The sequence below is a fragment of the Streptomyces toxytricini genome (assembly GCF_014649915.1).
GTDB lineage: Bacteria > Actinomycetota > Actinomycetes > Streptomycetales > Streptomycetaceae > Streptomyces > Streptomyces toxytricini.
This window is the reverse complement of the sequence record NZ_BMTY01000011.1, coordinates 232,207-248,576: the sequence shown is the minus strand read 5'-3', so window position 1 is coordinate 248,576 and position 16,370 is coordinate 232,207. Positions and strand designations below refer to the sequence as shown.

Genomic DNA, 16,370 nt, shown 5'->3' with positions numbered 1-16,370 from the left:
GGAGCGCCCTTTACAGGGCGGCCCGACCCGGAAGGACAATGGGCTGCCGGGACACCCCCCGCACCCACCGACCCCGATTCACCGGCTCCCTCCCTGCCCGCTCCCGCCGTCTTCGGTCGGCTCCGGCGGGTTGGCTCCCGCCCTGCCCGCCTCCGCCGTCTTCGACCGCCGACCGCGGGCTCTCGCCCCTCGCTGTCGTCGTCTCCGCCCGACCCCGCCCGGTCGGCTTCCGGCACTCCGCTTTCGCCGGCTCCGGCCGCCCCCGACCGCGCGGCCCCGCTCAGCCCCCTCGCCCGCTCGGCTCGCTCCGGCCCGCGCGGCCCGCGCGGCCCGCGCGGCCCGCGCTTGCGCGACTTCCGCCCCAGCGCCTCCACCCCGCCCCCGCGGCTCCCGCTCGCCCCGCCTCCTCACACCCGCCGTACCGCCACGCCCGCCGCCTCGAACCGTTCCGCCACCTCGTCCGGGAGTGCCGTGTCCGTGACGAGGGTGTCCACCGTGGACGTCGGGCAGATGCGGGCGAAGGCGCGGGCTCCCAGTTTGCTGGAGTCCGCTGCGACGACCACGCGGCGGGCGCGGTCGCACAGGAGGCGGTTCATCGCGGCCTCGTCCTCGTGGCGGGTTGCGGCGCCGTCGGCCGGGTCGAAGGCGTCGACGCCGACGATCGCCGTGTCCACCGACAGCTGGCCGAGGACCTGCTGCGCGAGCGGGCCCGTCAGCTCGTACGACTGGGCGCGGGCGACCCCGCCCGTCAGGACGATCTTGAACCGGGGGCGGATGACCAGCTCGCCCGCGATGTTGAGGGCGTTCGTCACCACCGTCAGGGCGGGCGTGCCGGCGCCTTGGGCGTCGGCGCCGGCGAGGTCCGGGCGGGCGGCCAGGGCGCGGGCCACCTCGGTGGTGGTCGTGCCGCCCGTCAGGCCGATCACCTCGCCGGGGGTGATCAGGGCCGCGACCGCCTCGCTGATGCGGTGCTTCTCCGCGGCCCGGCGGGACGTGCGGTAGCGCAGGGGGAGTTCGTACGACACCCCGTGCACGACGGCACCGCCCCGCGTGCGGACCAGCAGCTGCTGTTCGGCCAGCAGGTCGAGGTCGCGGCGGACGGTCGCGGCGGAGACGCCGAGCGTCTCCGCCGCGGGCTCGACCTCGATCTCTCCCCGCTCGACCAGCAGGTCCAGCAGCGTTTGCCAGCGCTCCTTGCGGGTCATGGATCCCACGCGTTCGCCCCCTCGGTGTTCCGGGTCTTCCCGGTGTGCCCGGCACTCCGGCCGGCGGCGGCGCTCATGCCGCGGCCCGTGCGCCGACATTAACGCAGGCGCCTCGCGGTACGGCGATGCTTGAAGTTGCGTGAAAGTGCCCGATACCTTGCAGGAAAGCGCATCGCTCGCCATCAAGTGCCACGCCCACCCGACCCGCACCAGTCCGGCCAGGGAGCCGCCATGAGCCAGAGTCACGTCGCGTACGAACTGGGCACGCAGCCCGAGTGCTGGGAGCGGGCAGCCGAACTGGCGCCCGGGCAGCGGGCGGTGCTGCCGCAGCCGGGGGAGCGGGCGGCGATCGTGGGGTGTGGGACCTCGTACTACATGGCGCAGGCCGCGGCCGCCCTGCGCGAGGAGGCCGGGCAGGGCGAGACGGACGCGTTCCCCGCGTCCGAGTTCCCCCTGCACCGCCGCTACGACAGGGTGGTGGCCGTGACGCGGTCGGGCACCACCACCGAGGTCCTGGAACTGCTGGCCGGCCTGCGCGACGCGGGGACGGCGACGACCGCGGTGGTCGGGGACCCCGCGACGCCCGTGATGGCGCTCGCCGGCGACCTCGTCGTCCTGGACTTCGCCGACGAGCGGTCCGTCGTCCAGACCCGGTTCGCGACGACCGCCCTGACGCTGCTGCGCGCCCACGTCGGCCGGCACACCGCGGCCGCGGTCGCGGACGCGCGGACCGCGCTCGCCGAGGCGCTGCCCGAACGGATCGCGCTGCACCGCCAGTTCACGTTCCTCGGCCGCGGCTGGAGCGTGGGCCTGGCGCACGAGGCAGCGCTGAAGATGCGCGAGGCGTCGCTGGCGTGGGCGGAGTCCTACCCGGCGATGGAGTACCGGCACGGGCCGATCAGCATCACCGGCCCCGGAACGGTCACCTGGTCGCTCGGCGGGGCGCCGGACGGGCTGTCCGCGCAGGTGGAGGAAGCGGGCGGCCGGTGGGTGGAGGGCCGGCTGGACCCGCTCGCCGAGCTGGTGCGCGTCCACCGGCTCGCGGTGGCGGTGGCCGCCGACCGGGAGCTGGATCCGGACCGGCCGCGGAACCTGACGCGGTCGGTGATCCTCGCGGCGGGCGAGGAGGCCGTCCGATGACCCTCGTCCCCGCCGGTGCGCTGGTCGCGGAGGCGGCGGCCGCGGGCCGGGCCGTCGCGGCGTTCAACATCATCACCCTGGAGCACGCGGAGGCCGTCGTCGCGGGCGCGGAGCAGGCGGGCCTGCCGGTCATCCTCCAGCTCAGCGAGAACGCGGTGAAGTTCCGCGACGGGGCGCTGCTGCCCATTTCGCGGGCGGCCGCGGCCTGTGCAGAGGCGGCCGGAGTGCCGGTGGGGCTGCACCTCGACCACGTACAGAGCGCCGAGCTGCTGCGGCGGGCGGTCGACGCCGGCTTCGGGTCGGTGATGTTCGACGCGGCCCGGCTGCCGTACGCGCAGAACCTGGAGGCGACGCGCGCGGCGACCGAATGGGCGCACGCCAACGGGCTGTGGATCGAGGCGGAGCTGGGCGAGGTCGGCGGGAAGGGCGGTGCGGCCCCCCTCGACCCGCACGCCCCGGGGGCGCGTACGGATCCGGAGGAGGCCCGGCGGTTCGTGGCCGACTCGGGGGTGGACGCCCTGGCCGTGGCGGTCGGCACGAGCCACGCGATGACGAGCCGCACCGCGTCGCTGGACCACGCGCTGCTGGCACGGCTGGCGAAGGCCGTGGACGCGCCGCTGGTGCTGCACGGCTCCTCGGGACTGCCGGACGCGGAGCTGGCGGCCGCGGTCGCGGGCGGCATCCGGAAGGTCAACATCGGCACGGCGCTGAACGTGGCCATGACCGACGCCATCCGCGCGCACCTGACCCCGGCGGACCCGCGCCCCTACCTGACCGCCGCCCGGGCGGCGATGGCGGCGACGGCCGTGGCCCTCCTGGGGGTGCTGGCGGGCTGAGCGCGCGAGCCGCGGCGCGCTGAGGACGGTGCCGAGGTCCGGGCCGTGCGGGCGGGGTGTCCCGCACGGCCGCCCTTCCGGATTGATGGAACGCGTTCTACCCTGCCCCCCACTCGCAAGGCCCCGAACGCGACCGCGCCCGCGCCACCACACCACCGGAGGGCCCGTGCACCTCGAATACACCCCCGAGCAGCGGCAGTTGCGTGCCGAACTGCGCGCCTACTTCGCCGAACTGGTGCCGCAGGACGAACGCGCCCGCCCCACGGACCCGGCCGCCCACAAGCGCTTCTACCGGAAGACGATCCGCCGCCTGGGCGCCGACGGATGGCTCGGGGTCGGCTGGCCCGTCGAGTACGGCGGGCGCGGCCTGTCGGCGGTGGAGCAGTTCATCTTCTTCGACGAGGCCGCGCAGGCGGTCGTACCACTGCCGCTGATGGCGCTCAACACCGTCGGGCCGACCCTCATGCGGTTCGGCACCGACGAGCAGAAGGCCTACTTCCTGCCCCGGATCCTCTCCGGCGAGATCGACTTCGCGATCGGCTACAGCGAGCCGGACGCAGGCACCGACCTGGCCGCCCTGAAGTGCCGGGCGGTCCGCGAGGGGGACGAGGAGACCGGCACGTACGTCGTCAACGGGCAGAAGATATGGACCACCAACGGCGACACCGCCGACTGGGTCTGGCTCGCGGTGCGCACCGACCCCGCGGCCCCGCCGCACAAGGGCATCACCCTGCTGCTGGTCCCCACCACCGACCCCGGCTACTCCTGCACCCTCATCACCACCCTCGCCTCGCACGACACCACGGCGAGCCACTACGAGGACGTACGCGTCCCCGCGAGCCGCCGCGTCGGCCGGGAGAACGAGGGCTGGCGGCTGATCACCAACCAGCTCAACCACGAGCGCGTCACCCTGGCCGCCCACGGCACCATGGCGATCCGGGCCCTGCACGACGTCCAGCGGTGGGCGGCCGGAACGAAGCTCGCCGACGGCCGCCGCGTCATCGACCTGCCCTGGGTGCGGACGAGGCTCGCCCGCACCCACGTCCGGCTGGACGCAATGAAGCTGATGAACTGGCAGATGGTCAGCGCCGTCCAGAACGGCACCCTCGCCCCGCAGGACGCCTCCGCCGTCAAGGTGTACGGCTCGGAGGCGCGCCGCGACGCATACGCCTGGCTGATGGAGGTGGTCGCCGCGGCCGGCCCGCTGAAGGAGGGCTCGGCGGGCGCGGTCCTGCACGGCGAACTGGAACGCGGCTACCGCAGCGCCGTCGTCTTCACCTTCGGCGGCGGCAACAACGAGATCCAGCGCGAGATCATCGCCTGGATCGGCCTGGGGATGCCCCGGGTCCGCCGCTGAGCGGCCGGCCGGCCCCCGGCCGCCCGCCCGGTGGGGGCGGCCCGGGCGGGGGCGCGTCAGGCGCCGACGTACTCGGCCAGGTGTTCGCCGGTGAGGGTGGAGCGGGCCGCGACGAGGTCGACGGGCGTGCCCTCGAAGACGATCCTGCCGCCGTCGTGGCCGGCGCCGGGGCCGAGGTCGATGATCCAGTCGGCGTGCGCCATCACGGCCTGGTGGTGCTCGATGACGATGACCGACTTCCCGGAGTCGACCAGCCGGTCGAGGAGGCCGAGCAGCTGCTCCACGTCCGCGAGGTGCAGGCCGGTCGTCGGCTCGTCGAGGACGTACACGCCGCCCTTCTCGCCCATGTGCGTGGCCAGCTTCAGCCGCTGCCGCTCGCCGCCCGACAGCGTGGTGAGCGGCTGGCCCAGGCTGACGTAGCCGAGTCCGACGTCGACGAGCCGTTCGAGGATCCGGTGCGCGGCGGGGGTGCGGGCCTCGCCGGCCCCGAAGAACTCCTCGGCCTCCGTCACCGGCATGGCGAGCACCTCGCTGATGTCGCGGCCGCCGAACCGGTACTCCAGCACCGAGGCGTCGAACCGCCGGCCCTCGCAGTCCTCGCAGGTCGTGGCGACGCTCTGCATGATCGCCAGGTCGGTGTAGATGACGCCGGCGCCGTTGCAGGTGGGGCAGGCGCCCTCCGAGTTTGCGCTGAACAGGGCGGGCTTGACGCCGTTGGCCTTGGCGAAGGCCTTGCGGATCGGGTCGAGCAGCCCCGTGTACGTCGCCGGGTTGCTGCGGCGCGAGCCGCGGATCGGGGCCTGGTCCACCGAGACGACGCCCTCCGGCGCGGGGATGGAGCCGTGGATCAGGGAGCTCTTGCCGGACCCCGCGACACCGGTGACCACGCAGAGCACCCCGAGCGGGATGTCGACGTCCACGTCCTTCAGGTTGTTGGCGCGCGCCCCGCGGATCTCCAGGGCACCCGTCGGCTTGCGGACCGTCTCCTTGAGCGCGGCCCGGTCGTCGAGGTGGCGGCCGGTGACCGTGCCGCTCCCGCGCAGCCCCTCCACGGTGCCCTCGAAGCAGACGGTGCCGCCCGCCGCGCCCGCGCCCGGACCGAGGTCCACGACGTGGTCCGCGACGGCGATGGCCTCCGGCTTGTGCTCCACCACCAGCACCGTGTTGCCCTTGTCCCGCAGCCGCAGAAGCAGGCCGTTCATCCGCTCGATGTCGTGCGGGTGCAGGCCGGTCGTCGGCTCGTCGAAGACGTACGTGACGTCCGTGAGGGACGAGCCGAGGTGCCGGATCATCTTGGTGCGCTGCGCCTCGCCGCCCGACAGGGTCCCCGCGGCCCGGTCGAGCGAGAGGTAGCCCAGGCCGATCTCCACGAACGAGTCGAGGGTGTGCCGGAGCTTGCCCAGCAGCGGGGCGACCGACGGCTCGTCCAGCCCGCGGACCCACTCGGCGAGGTCGCGGATCTCCATCGCGCAGGCGTCGGCGATGTTGACCTTGCCGATCCGCGAGGAGCGCGCCAGTTCGCTGAGCCGGGTGCCGCCGCAGTCGGGGCAGTCGGCGAAGGTGACCGCCCGGTCGACGAACGCCCGGATGTGCGGCTGCATCGACTCCCGGTCCTTCGACAGGAACGTCTTCTGCAGCTTCGGAATCAGCCCCTCATAGGTGAGGTTGATGCCGTTGACCTTCACCTTCGTCGGCTCGCGGTACAGGAAGTCGTGCCGCTCCTTCTTCGTGTACGCGCGGATCGGCTTGTCCGGGTCGAAGAACCCCGACTCGGCGATGACGCGCACCACCCAGCCGCCGCCCGTGTAGGTGGGGATGGTGAACGGGTCCTCGGAGAGCGACTTCGAGTCGTCGTACAGCTGGGCGAGGTCGATGTCGGAGACCCGGCCGCGGCCCTCGCAGTGCGTGCACATGCCGCCGGTGCGGCTGAAGGACACCTTCTCGGTACGGGTCTTGTCGGCGCCGCGGTCGACGGTGAACCCGCCGCTCGCCGACACCGACGCCACGTTGAAGGAGTACGCGGCGGGCGGGCCGATGTGCGGCTCGCCCAGGCGGCTGAAGAGGATCCGCAGCATCGCGTTCGCGTCGGTGGCGGTGCCGACCGTCGAGCGCGGGTCGCCGCCCATCCGCTGCTGATCCACCGCGATCGCGGTCGTCAGCCCGTCCAGGACGTCGACGTCCGGCCGGGCCAGGTTCGGCATGAAGCCCTGCAGGAACGCGCTGTACGTCTCGTTGATCAGCCGCTGCGACTCCGCGGCGATGGTGTCGAAGACCAGGGAGCTCTTGCCCGATCCCGAGACGCCGGTGAACACCGTCAGCCGGCGCTTCGGGATCTCGATGCTGACGTCCTTGAGGTTGTTCTCGCGCGCGCCGTGGACGCGGATGAGGTCGTGGCTGTCCGCGGTGTGCGGCTCAGGCGACCGCGGATCCGACTTCCTGGCCATTCTCACTGCTCCATCCGTGGGGCGGAGCCGCCCGTGCGGCTCCTTCGCGTGTCGCCCGGTCCGATCCAACCAGCTTCGGACGGCCCGCGCGGCGCCGCCCGCCGAAACGTTGCACCGGGCACGCCGCCGCCCGGCGCGCTACGCCCCGCGGCCTTAGCGTGGGCCGCATGGACATCTCGCTTTCCCAGTGCTTCATCGCCGTCGACGACCACGACAAGGCGATCCCCTTCTACCGCGACGTCCTCGGCCTCGAAGTGCGCGGCGACGTCGGCTTCGGGGACATGCGCTGGGTGACCGTCGGGTCGCCCGCGCAGCCGGACGTGGCCATCGTCCTGGAGCCGCCCCTCGCCGACCCGAACGCCACCCCGGCCGACCGGCAGGCCGTCGCCGACCTGATGGCGAAGGGCCTGCTGCGGGGGGTCATCTTCGCCACGCAGGACTGCGACGCCGCCTTCGAGCGGATCCGCGAGGCGGGCGGCGAGGTCGTCCAGGAGCCGACGGACCAGCACTACGGCGTCCGCGACTGCGCCTTCCGCGACCCCGCCGGCAACGTCCTGCGCTTCACCCAGCCGCTCGGCACCGAGGACGCCTGACCCCTCGGCGGCCCGCAACCCCCCTGCCGCCCGCGGACGCTGGCGGAGCGTGCCGCGGAGTGCTTCCATGAAAGTGCGGGAAGAGCCCATGGCGAGGATGCGGAGAAGCGGACCCCGTGCCGCGCACCGCACAATCGGGTTCCGCGAGAAGCGGGCGGGCTCTTCCCGCCCTCACGGCCCGGGCCGCACGTCCGGACCGGCGGCGCGACCGGGGGAGGCGGGCGATGGGCGGGGCCGATCCCGGGCTGTTCGGACCCGGATCCGTCACCTGGCACTGCCACGGCGACCCGATGATGTGGATCGCCGGAGTCCGCGCCCTCTACCTCCAGGCCCTGCACCCGCGCGCCGTCCGCGCCGTCATGGCCAACTCCGACTTCCGCCGCGACGCCTGGGGCAGGCTGCTGCGCACCGCGGACTTCGTCGGCACCGTCACCTACGGCACCACCGCCGACGCCGAACGCGCCGGCGCCCGCGTCCGCGCGATCCACCGCGCGCTCACCGCGACCGACCCGGGCACCGGGGAGCCGTACCCCGTGGACGACCCCGACCTGCTGCTGTGGGTGCACTGCGCCCAGATCGACAGCTTCCTGCACGTGCTGCGCCGCTCCGGCGTCCGCCTCACCCCCGCCCAGGCGGACCTGTACGTCGACGAGAACCGGGCCGGCGCCCGCCTCGTCGGCCTGGATCCCGCCGGCGTGCCCGCCGACACGGCGGCGCTCGCCGCCTACTTCGACGAGGTCCGGCCGCGGCTCGCGGCCGGCGCGGACGCCCGCGCCGTCGACGACTTCCTGCGCGCCCCGCCCGTCCCCGCGCTGCTGGAACCTGGCCGAAACCTGCTGTGGCGGCCGGTTGCCGCACTTGCCTACGGATCGCTCCCGGCGTACGCGCACCGGCTGTACGGCAGACCCGCGCCCGCCCCGCGCACGGTCACCCGGCGCCTGCGCCTCACCGGTACCCTGCTGCGCAGCATTCCCGCAGGTCTGCGCTGGCGGCTGCCTCCAGGTCACATCTTGAAAGCGATGCGCCGCATGGGCCCCGGGAGCCGTCCCTCGGCGTACACACTGCGTACACCAGCGTCCATACTGGACCGGCCGGGGAGGGCGTAGGACGCAGCACGACAACGGGGGCGGCTTCAAGACATGGCGGAGTCCAGACTGATCCAGGGCCGGTACCGGTCGCTCGATCTGATCGGGCGCGGCGGCATGGGCGAGGTGTGGCGGGCCCGTGACGAGTCCCTCGGCCGGCACGTGGCCGTCAAATGCCTCAAACCGCTCGGCGGCCAGCAGGACAACCACTTCACCCAGGTGCTGCGCGAGCGGTTCCGCCGCGAGGCCCGCGTCGCCGCCTCGCTCCAGCACCGCGGGGTCACCGTCGTCCACGACTTCGGCGACGACAGCGCCGCGGGCGGCCCCCTGTACCTGGTCATGGAGCTCCTCGACGGCCGCAACCTCAGCCAGCTGATGGAGGAGAACCAGGCGCGGCCGCTGCCCGTGGACGTCGTCGTGGACATCGCCGAGCAGCTGGCCGCGGCCCTCGGCTACACGCACGACCAGGGCGTCGTCCACCGGGACCTGAAACCGGCCAACATCATGCGGCTCACCGACGGGACGGTGAAGATCTGCGACTTCGGGATCGCCCGCCTCGCGCACGACATCGGCTTCACGGCGAAGCTCACCGGCGGCGGCATGGCGATGGGCACCCCTCACTACATGTCGCCGGAGCAGATCGCCGGCGGCGAGGTCGACCACCGCAGCGACCTGTACTCCCTCGGCTGCGTCCTGTACGAGATCGCGACCGGCGCCCCGCCGTTCGACCTGGGCGACTCCTGGTCCGTGCTGGTCGGGCACCGCGACAACGCGCCGGTGCCGCTGCGCGAGCACCGGCCCAACCTGCCCGAGTACTTCGAGCGGGCGGTCCTGGACCTGCTCGCCAAGTGCCCCGACGACCGGCCCGGCGACGCCCGCGACGTGCACCGGCGGCTCGTCGAGGCCCGGCTCGGTCCCGGCCCGGCGCCCGGCGGCCCCGCCCCCCTGCCCGGCTGGGCGCGCGGCATGACCGCCGGCCGCAAGGCGGGCATCGACGCCCGGCCGGCGAGCGGGGAGTGGGCCGTGCTCACCGGCTCCTGGACGGCCGCGCGCCCGCCCGGCGGCGGCCTGTCCGCCGCCGTCGGGGCCACGGCCGGCGCGGCCATCCTGCGGCCCGCCCCCTCGGAGGACCCGCGGCTGACGGCGCCGTACGGCATCCCCCGGCCCGCCGCCGCCCCGGACGACACCCTCGCGTACGGCACCGGCCCGCACGGCGCGGACCGGAGCACGTCCGGGCCGCCGGGCGCCGCCGCGCTCGCCGCCGCCCACGCCCGCGCCTTCGCGCTCAGCCGCGCCGGCCGCCCCGCAGAGGCCCTCGCCGCGTACGAGGCCGTCGCCCACGGGCGCACCCGCGCCCTCGGCGCCGACCACCCCGACACCCTCGCCGCCCGCCAGGAGGCCGCGTACGAGCTGGGCCGGCTCGGCCGCCACCAGGAGGCGCACGACCTGTACCGGGCGGTGCTCGTCGCGCGGGAGCGCAGCGCCGGCCCCCTCCACCGCGACACGCTGCGCTGCCGCCACAACCTCGCCTGCGCCCTCGGCGCCCTGGGCCGCCACGCCGAGGCGCACCGCACGGCCGCCGCGGCCGCCGCCGACCGGGCCGCCGTCCTGGGGCCGGACCACCCGGACACGCTGCTGAGCCGGTACGAGGCGGCGTACGCGCTGGGCCGCCTCGACCGCTGGGAGGACGCCCTCGACGCCTTCCGGGAGGTCGCCGCGGCCCGGGAACGGGTGCTGGGCCGCGACCATCCCGACACCCTCGCAGCCCGGTACGAGACCGGGATCGCCCTCGGCCGCACCGGCCGCGCAGCCCAGGCCCTGGACCTGTTCCGGGGCCTGATCCGCGACCGCACCCGGGCGTACGGGGCCGCCCACCCGGAGACGCTGCGCGCCCGGCACGTCCTCGGCGTCAACCTCGGCCGGCTCGGCCGCTGGGAGGAGGCGGTCGCCGTGGCTCGGCAGGTCGCCGCCGCGCGGGCGGACGCCCTCGGGCCCGAGCACCCCGACACCCTCGTCAGCCGCCGCGAGCTGGCCGTCGGGCTCAGCCGGCTGGACCGCTGGGAGGAGGCGCTGCCCGTCTACCGGGACCTCGCGGGCATCCGCGAGCGCTCCCTGGGCGACGCCCACCCCGAGACCGTCGCGGCCCATGCCGACGAAGCGCACTGTCTGGAGCGGCTCGCGCAGGTGTGTTACCAAGAGCCATGACGACCTTGGGCGCGACCATCGGGCAGGACTCCTCCCGGCAGCCATACCGGGACGTGTACGACGACGTGATCGTGGGCGGCGGGCACAACGGCCTCGTCGCCGCCGCCTACCTGGCCCGCGCGGGCCGCTCCGTGCTCCTCCTCGAACGCCTCGGCGGCACCGGCGGGGCCGCGGTCTCCACCCGCCCCTTCGCCGGGGTGGACGCGCGGCTGTCCCGCTACTCCTACCTCGTCTCCCTCCTCCCCGGCAAGATCGTCCGCGACCTCGGGCTGGACTTCGCCGTCCGCAAGCGGTCCGTTTCCTCGTACACGCCGTACACGGACGAGGCGCGCGGCGGCCGGCCCGACGGGCTGTACGTCGGCGGCGACACGGACCGCACCCGGGAGTCCTTCCTGCGCCTGACCGGCTCGGACCGCGCGTACGCGGCCTGGCGGGAGTTCTACGCGACCACCGGGCGCGTCGCGGAGCGCGTCTTCCCGACGCTGACCGAGCCGCTGCCGACCCGCGCCGAGCTGAAGGAGCGCATCGGCGACGAGGCGGCCTGGCGGATGCTGTTCGAGGAGCCCCTCGGGCGGGCGGTGGAGGACCGCTTCGACGACGACCTCGTCCGGGGCGTCGTCCTGACCGACGCCCTGATCGGCACCTTCGCCGACGCGCACGACCCCTCCCTGGTCCAGAACCGCTGCTTCCTGTACCACGTGATCGGCGGCGGCACGGGAGACTGGGACGTTCCCGTCGGCGGCATGGGCGCGCTCACCGACGCCCTCGCCGGCGCCGCACGGGCGGCGGGCGCGCAGATCGCGACCGGGCACGAGGTGCTCCGCATCGACACCGACGGCCGCGGTCCCGCCGAGGTCGTCTTCCGCACGGCGACGGGCGAGGGGCGGGTCGCCGGCCGCACCGTCCTCGTGAACGCCTCCCCGCGGGCCCTGGCCGAACTCCTCGGCGAGGAGGCCCCGAAGCCCGCCGCTGAAGGAGCCCAGCTGAAGGTCAACATGCTGCTGCGCCGGCTGCCCCGGCTGCGGGACGCCTCCGTGGACCCGCGGGAGGCGTTCGCAGGGACCTTCCACATCGCCGAGGGGTACGCGAACCTGGCCCGGGCGCACGCCGAGGCAGCCTCCGGGGAACTCCCCTCGGTCCCGCCGTCGGAGGTGTACTGCCACTCGCTGACCGACCCCACGATCCTCGGCCCGGAGTTGGTCGAGCAGGGCTTCCAGACGCTCACCCTGTTCGGCCTGCACACCCCGGCGCGCCTCTTCGAGAGGGACAACCAGGGGACCCGCGAGGTGCTCCTGACCGCCACCCTCGCCCAGTTGGACGAGCACCTCGCCGAGCCGATCACCGACTGCCTGGCCTTCGACGCGGACGGCCGCCCCTGCATCGAGGCCAAGACGCCGCTCGACCTGGAGCGCGACCTGCGCCTGCCCGGCGGGCACATCTTCCACCGGGACCTGTCATGGCCCTACCGGGATGCTGGCGGGGACGCCGGGGCGGCCGGCCGGTGGGGCGTGGAGACCCCGTACGCGAACGTCCTGCTGTGCGGGGCGGGTGCCGTGCGCGGCGGCGGCGTCAGCGGGGTGCCCGGCCACAACGCGGCCATGGCGGTCCTGGGCCGCTGACGCCTGCCCCACCGCGGGCCCGCCGCCGGTCAGGCGCCGGCGGCGGGCTCCCGCCCCGCAGGTTCGATCACGACGACGGGGATCTCGCGCTCCGTGCGGGCCTGGTAGTCCTCGTACGCCGGCCAGTGCCCGACCATGACGGGCCAGTACGCGGCCCGCTCCTCGGGGGTCGCCGTGCGGGCGGTCCCCTGCATCACCTGCGGGCCGACCTGGATGCGGACCTCCGGGTGGGCCGTCAGGTTCCGGTACCACAGGGGGTGTTCGGCGGATCCGCCGCGGCTGGCGACGACGAGGTAGCGGCCGTCGGCCTCGCCGTAGATGAGCGGGGTCCGCACCGCGCTGCCCGAGACACGGCCGACCGTGGTCAGCAGGAGCGTCTGCGTCCCCCGCCAGCGGTGGCCCTCGGTGCCGCCCGACTCGACGTACTGCCGGACGTGGTCGAGCTGCCAGCCGGGGCGCGGGTCCTTCGGGTGGTCCCAGTCGATGCCGGTGGTCGTCATGTCGCTGCCTGCCTTCGCGGTCGGTTGCGCGCTGCCGGGCGGGGGCTGCCCGGGGGTGTCAACGGCGGCGGGCTTCCGGTTATGCCTCGGCCGGGGCCGTCCGGGGGCGGGGCGGCAGCACGAACCCGCCGAGCAGGCCGTCCATCGCCCGCAGCGCCGGGCCGGCCGGGGCGGCCCGTACGGCGAGGTCGCGGACGGCGGCGGCCAGCGGGTTCCGGAGGGCGGCCATCCGGCCCGCCCGGTGGGCGCGTACCCGGATGGCGTCCGTACGGGCGCACCGGGCGGCGCTGTAGGCGGCCAGCGCGGCGGACACGTCCGCCGGGGTGCGGGCGCCGTCCAGCAGGTGCGCGACGACCACGGCGTCCTCGACGGCCTGGCAGCCGCCCTGCCCGAGGTTGGGCGTCATGGCGTGGGCGGCGTCGCCGAGCCAGGCGAGGCGGCCGCGGTGGTGGCGGGGCAGCGGGGCGGCCAGGTCGTACAGGTCGTGCCGGAGCACGGCCGCGGGGTCGATCCGCTCCAGGAGCGCCGGTATCGGGTCGTGCCAGGTGCCGTAGCGGCGCAGCAGCTCGGTGCGGACGTCGGCCGGGCGGTAGCCCTCCGGGACGACGGCGGTGGCATAGACGTACACGCGGCCGTCGGCGAGCGGGACGATGCCGAAGCGCTCGCCGCGGCCCCAGGTCTCGGCCGCTTCCGGCAGGTCCGTGTCGGAGGCCGGGAGCACCGTGCGCCAGGCGGTCTCCCCGCTGTACCGCAGGCCGGGGTGGTCGGGGAAGAAGCGGCGGCGGGTCGGGCTGTGGATGCCGTCGGCGGCGAGGACGACGTCGGCGGCGAGCTCGCCCGCGGAGGTGCGGACGACGGGGGAGCCGTCCGGGTCGTCGACGGAGTCGACGGCCGCCCCGTGGTGGACGGTGCCCGCGGGGAGCGCGGCGGTCAGGCCGGCGGCGAGGGACGGGCGGAAGACCGCGAGCGGCGGGACGCCGTAGCGGGCCGCGATGGCGGCGCTGTCGGCGCGGCTGAGCCAGCGGCCGTCCCGGCGGCGCAGCCCCAGCGCGGCCGGGACGGCCCGGCCGGCTGCGGTGCGGGCGTCGAAGCCGATCACCTCGAAGGCGTGCAGGGCGTTCGGCGCGAGGACGATCCCTGCCCCGGCAGCCTGGGGCTCCGGGGCCCGCTCGCAGACGGTGACCCGCCAGCCGCGGCGGTGCAGGGCCACGGCCGCCGTGAGGCCGCCGATGCCCGCACCCACCACGACCGCATGACGCTGGGACATGGCGTCCCTCCCGATTCCTCGACGGTTCGACCCACTGGGCGCACCCTCTACATCCGTAGAGGCGTGGTCTTCACTCTACAGCTGTAGAGTGGCGGCATGTCCAGCCCCGCATCCCGCAGCACCGCCCGGCCCGACCGCCGCACCCTCATCGCCGACACCGCGATCGACCTCGTCGCCGCGGCCGGTCTGCGGGGGCTGACCCACCGCGCCGTCGACGCCGCCGCAGGGATCCCGGCGGGAAGCACCTCGTACTACTTCCGCACCCGGACCGCCCTCATCGGCGCCTGCTACCAGCGGCTCGCAGAACTCGACGTCGAGGACATCGACCGCTCCCCCCTGACCGCCGGCGGTGCGGCCCCCGACCGCGAGGCGGTCGCCGCGGCCATGGCCGCCGCCCTCCACCGGTGGCTCACCGAGGGGCGTGCCCGGCAGCTCGCCCGCTTCGAACTGAGCCTGGAGGCGGCCCGCAACCCCGAGCTGGAGGCCGACTTCCACCGCGCCGGCGAGGTGCCGCGCGCCAAGGCCGCCGCGGTCCTCGCGGCGCTCGGCGCACCCCGGCCCCGGGAGGCCGCCGAACTCCTGGTCGCCTGGATGGACGGACTCCTCTACGACCGGCTCGCGGGCGCCCTCGCCCGCTCCCGCCCGGAGCCCGATCCGGCCGAACTGGCCGAGGCGTCACGCCGGATGCTCGACGCCGCACTCGCCTGAGGCCCCGAGCCCGCGGGCAGCCGCCGTGTGGCGCCGGACGTTGACAATCCGGGCGGATGATCGTTCTAATGGCGTCCGTGGCGCGTGGCGCCGGCCAAAGAGCAGTGGGCAGGCCGGCGATCGGGCGACCACCCGTTTTCCCCAGGACACCGCATGAGTCCTCTTCCCGCAGGCGGCCCGTACCGGCGCCGCCGCGCCGCGCACGCAAGCGGCGCCCCGGCGCGCGGCCGTACCGCCGTGCCCCACGCGGCACCGGCAGCCGGCCGCTGACACCCGGCGCCCGCATCCCGCCAGGCCCCCGGCCCGGCGTCATGCCCGGCGCCCCAACCCCGCTCCGTCCCCCCCCCGGCACCCGTCTTCCGGTGTGCGGGATCCGACGAGCCGCGGCCGGGCCCCCTCCGAGGGGTCGGCCGCCTCCGTACCGCGCCCCCGCGCGCGCCCACGATCCAGGAGAACCGACTCCCCATGTCCGCAACCGACTTCAACCAGTGGGTCATCGACGAGTTCCGGGCCAACGGCGGAAAGGTCGGCGGCCCCTTCGAGGGCAGCGACCTGCTGCTGCTCACCACGACCGGCGCCAGGACCGGCAGGCAGCACACCACCCCGCTCGGCCGCGTCCCCCACGAGGAGGGGCTGCTCGTCGTCGGCTCCAACCTCGGCGACGACCGCCACCCCGCCTGGTACCACAACCTGCTCGCCCACCCCCTCGTCCGCGTGGAGACCGCCACCGAGGAGTACGAGGCGGTCGCCGTTCCCGCCGAAGGCGCGCACCGGGACCGGCTGTTCGCGTACGTCACGGCCGCCGAGCCCGGCTACGCCGACTACCAGGACCGCACCTCCCGCACCCTGCCGGTCGTGGTGCTCCAGCGCTCCGATCCGGCACCGGGGGAGGGGCCGGCGGAGGTCCGCAGCCTCGCCGACAAGCTCCTGGAGGTGCACGTGTGGCTGAGGGGGCAGCTGCGGCACGTCCGTGCCGAGACGGACGCACTCTTCACCGCCCGCGCACAGGCCGCCCGCGACGGCGCGGCACCGCCGCCGGCGCCCGGCCTGGGCCTGCAGATCCGCCAGCACTGCCTGGCCTTCTGCCAGGCCCTCGAGTTCCACCACAAGGGCGAGGACGCACACGTCTTCCCCGCGCTCGCCGCCGCCCACCCCCACCTGGAGGACGCCTTCGCACGGCTCGCCGCCGAACACCGCACCGTCGCCCGCCTCCAGCAGGAGCTCGGCCTGCTGCTCGCGGACGCCGCGACGGCCGACCCCGACCGCTTCCGCGCCGAACTGGAGCGGCTGAGCGAGGAGTTGACCACTCACCTCGACTACGAGGAGGAACAGGTCCTCCCGCTCCTCGCGGAGATTCCCTTCCCGCCGGGCCCGCCCGCCTGACGGGGCCCGGGTTGGCCGGGACCGCGGC

The 16,370-nt window shown here is 75.2% G+C and carries 13 protein-coding genes; 9 read left to right on the top strand and 4 right to left on the bottom strand.

Annotated features, from left to right (window positions below; translation table 11 throughout):
* Nucleotides 1–407: 407 nt before the first annotated feature.
* Nucleotides 408–1,205 (bottom strand): DeoR/GlpR family DNA-binding transcription regulator, encoded by a 798-nt coding sequence (locus tag IE170_RS16490; protein WP_189810159.1) that lies wholly within the window; start codon nt 1,203–1,205, stop codon nt 408–410.
* A gap of 231 nt (nt 1,206–1,436) precedes the next feature.
* Here IE170_RS16490 and IE170_RS16485 point away from each other — a divergent pair, with 231 nt between their 5' ends.
* The 3 genes from IE170_RS16485 (at nt 1,437) to IE170_RS16475 (ending at nt 4,538) form a co-directional block, all read left to right on the top strand.
* A complete protein-coding gene (locus tag IE170_RS16485) occupies nt 1,437–2,345 on the top strand; it encodes an SIS domain-containing protein (protein WP_189810132.1) in 909 nt (302 codons plus the stop codon).
* A complete protein-coding gene (locus tag IE170_RS16480; protein WP_189810131.1) occupies nt 2,342–3,181 on the top strand; it encodes a class II fructose-bisphosphate aldolase in 840 nt (279 codons plus the stop codon). The genes IE170_RS16485 and IE170_RS16480 overlap by 4 nt, the downstream gene beginning before the upstream one ends.
* 166 nt (nt 3,182–3,347) lie before the next feature.
* A complete protein-coding gene (locus tag IE170_RS16475; protein WP_189810130.1) occupies nt 3,348–4,538 on the top strand; it encodes an acyl-CoA dehydrogenase family protein in 1,191 nt (396 codons plus the stop codon).
* Between the two features lie 56 nt (nt 4,539–4,594).
* Here IE170_RS16475 and IE170_RS16470 read toward each other — a convergent pair whose 3' ends face one another.
* Nucleotides 4,595–6,982: an ATP-binding cassette domain-containing protein gene (locus IE170_RS16470; protein WP_189810129.1), complete on the bottom strand. Its 2,388-nt coding sequence runs from the start codon at nt 6,980–6,982 to the stop codon at nt 4,595–4,597.
* 167 nt (nt 6,983–7,149) lie between these two features.
* Between IE170_RS16470 and IE170_RS16465 the strand changes: the two genes are divergently transcribed.
* The 4 genes from IE170_RS16465 to IE170_RS16450 all read left to right on the top strand — a co-directional run bounded on the left by IE170_RS16465 (nt 7,150) and on the right by IE170_RS16450 (nt 12,484).
* A complete protein-coding gene (locus tag IE170_RS16465) occupies nt 7,150–7,575 on the top strand; it encodes a VOC family protein (protein ID WP_189810128.1) in 426 nt (141 codons plus the stop codon).
* Nucleotides 7,576–7,799: 224 nt separating this feature from the next.
* On the top strand, nt 7,800–8,681 hold the full coding sequence (locus IE170_RS16460; protein ID WP_189810127.1) for an oxygenase MpaB family protein: 882 nt from the start codon (nt 7,800–7,802) through the stop codon (nt 8,679–8,681).
* Nucleotides 8,682–8,714: 33 nt separating this feature from the next.
* The gene (locus IE170_RS16455) at nt 8,715–10,865 is read left to right on the top strand and encodes a serine/threonine-protein kinase (RefSeq protein ID WP_189810126.1); all 2,151 of its coding nucleotides are present in this window, start codon (nt 8,715–8,717) and stop codon (nt 10,863–10,865) included.
* Complete coding sequence (locus IE170_RS16450; RefSeq protein WP_189810125.1) at nt 10,862–12,484, top strand: phytoene desaturase family protein; 1,623 nt, start codon at nt 10,862–10,864, stop codon at nt 12,482–12,484. Before IE170_RS16455 ends, IE170_RS16450 begins: the two co-directional genes overlap by 4 nt.
* A 29-nt stretch (nt 12,485–12,513) precedes the next feature.
* Here the strand turns inward: IE170_RS16450 and IE170_RS16445 are convergent, their stop codons facing one another.
* Both IE170_RS16445 and IE170_RS16440 read right to left on the bottom strand, forming a co-directional pair.
* Nucleotides 12,514–12,984: a nitroreductase family deazaflavin-dependent oxidoreductase gene (locus IE170_RS16445; RefSeq protein WP_189810124.1), complete on the bottom strand. Its 471-nt coding sequence runs from the start codon at nt 12,982–12,984 to the stop codon at nt 12,514–12,516.
* A gap of 79 nt (nt 12,985–13,063) precedes the next feature.
* Entirely contained in the window at nt 13,064–14,251 is a 1,188-nt protein-coding gene (locus tag IE170_RS16440) for an FAD-dependent oxidoreductase (RefSeq protein ID WP_189810123.1), read from the bottom strand.
* Nucleotides 14,252–14,347: 96 nt separating this feature from the next.
* On the opposite strand from IE170_RS16440, the gene IE170_RS16435 reads away from it, so the two are divergent.
* Together IE170_RS16435 and IE170_RS16430 are read left to right on the top strand one after the other, a co-directional pair.
* Entirely contained in the window at nt 14,348–14,959 is a 612-nt protein-coding gene (locus IE170_RS16435) for a TetR/AcrR family transcriptional regulator (protein WP_189810122.1), read from the top strand.
* 465 nt (nt 14,960–15,424) lie between these two features.
* Entirely contained in the window at nt 15,425–16,342 is a 918-nt protein-coding gene (locus IE170_RS16430) for a nitroreductase/quinone reductase family protein (RefSeq protein ID WP_189810121.1), read from the top strand.
* The last annotated feature ends 28 nt before the right edge of the window (nt 16,343–16,370 follow it).

Excerpts from the sequence above, each read along its gene's own strand:
- IE170_RS16490 (WP_189810159.1), bottom strand. The coding sequence starts at position 1,205 with ATGACCCGCAAGGAGCGCTGGCAAACGCTGCTGGACCTGCTGGTCGAG.
- IE170_RS16485 (WP_189810132.1), top strand. The coding sequence starts at position 1,437 with ATGAGCCAGAGTCACGTCGCGTACGAACTGGGCACGCAGCCCGAGTGC.
- IE170_RS16480 (WP_189810131.1), top strand. The coding sequence starts at position 2,342 with ATGACCCTCGTCCCCGCCGGTGCGCTGGTCGCGGAGGCGGCGGCCGCG.
- IE170_RS16470 (WP_189810129.1), bottom strand. The coding sequence starts at position 6,982 with ATGGCCAGGAAGTCGGATCCGCGGTCGCCTGAGCCGCACACCGCGGAC.
- IE170_RS16465 (WP_189810128.1), top strand. The coding sequence starts at position 7,150 with ATGGACATCTCGCTTTCCCAGTGCTTCATCGCCGTCGACGACCACGAC.
- IE170_RS16460 (WP_189810127.1), top strand. The coding sequence starts at position 7,800 with ATGGGCGGGGCCGATCCCGGGCTGTTCGGACCCGGATCCGTCACCTGG.
- IE170_RS16455 (WP_189810126.1), top strand. The coding sequence starts at position 8,715 with ATGGCGGAGTCCAGACTGATCCAGGGCCGGTACCGGTCGCTCGATCTG.
- IE170_RS16450 (WP_189810125.1), top strand. The coding sequence starts at position 10,862 with ATGACGACCTTGGGCGCGACCATCGGGCAGGACTCCTCCCGGCAGCCA.
- IE170_RS16445 (WP_189810124.1), bottom strand. The coding sequence starts at position 12,984 with ATGACGACCACCGGCATCGACTGGGACCACCCGAAGGACCCGCGCCCC.
- IE170_RS16440 (WP_189810123.1), bottom strand. The coding sequence starts at position 14,251 with ATGTCCCAGCGTCATGCGGTCGTGGTGGGTGCGGGCATCGGCGGCCTC.
- IE170_RS16435 (WP_189810122.1), top strand. The coding sequence starts at position 14,348 with ATGTCCAGCCCCGCATCCCGCAGCACCGCCCGGCCCGACCGCCGCACC.
- IE170_RS16430 (WP_189810121.1), top strand. The coding sequence starts at position 15,425 with ATGTCCGCAACCGACTTCAACCAGTGGGTCATCGACGAGTTCCGGGCC.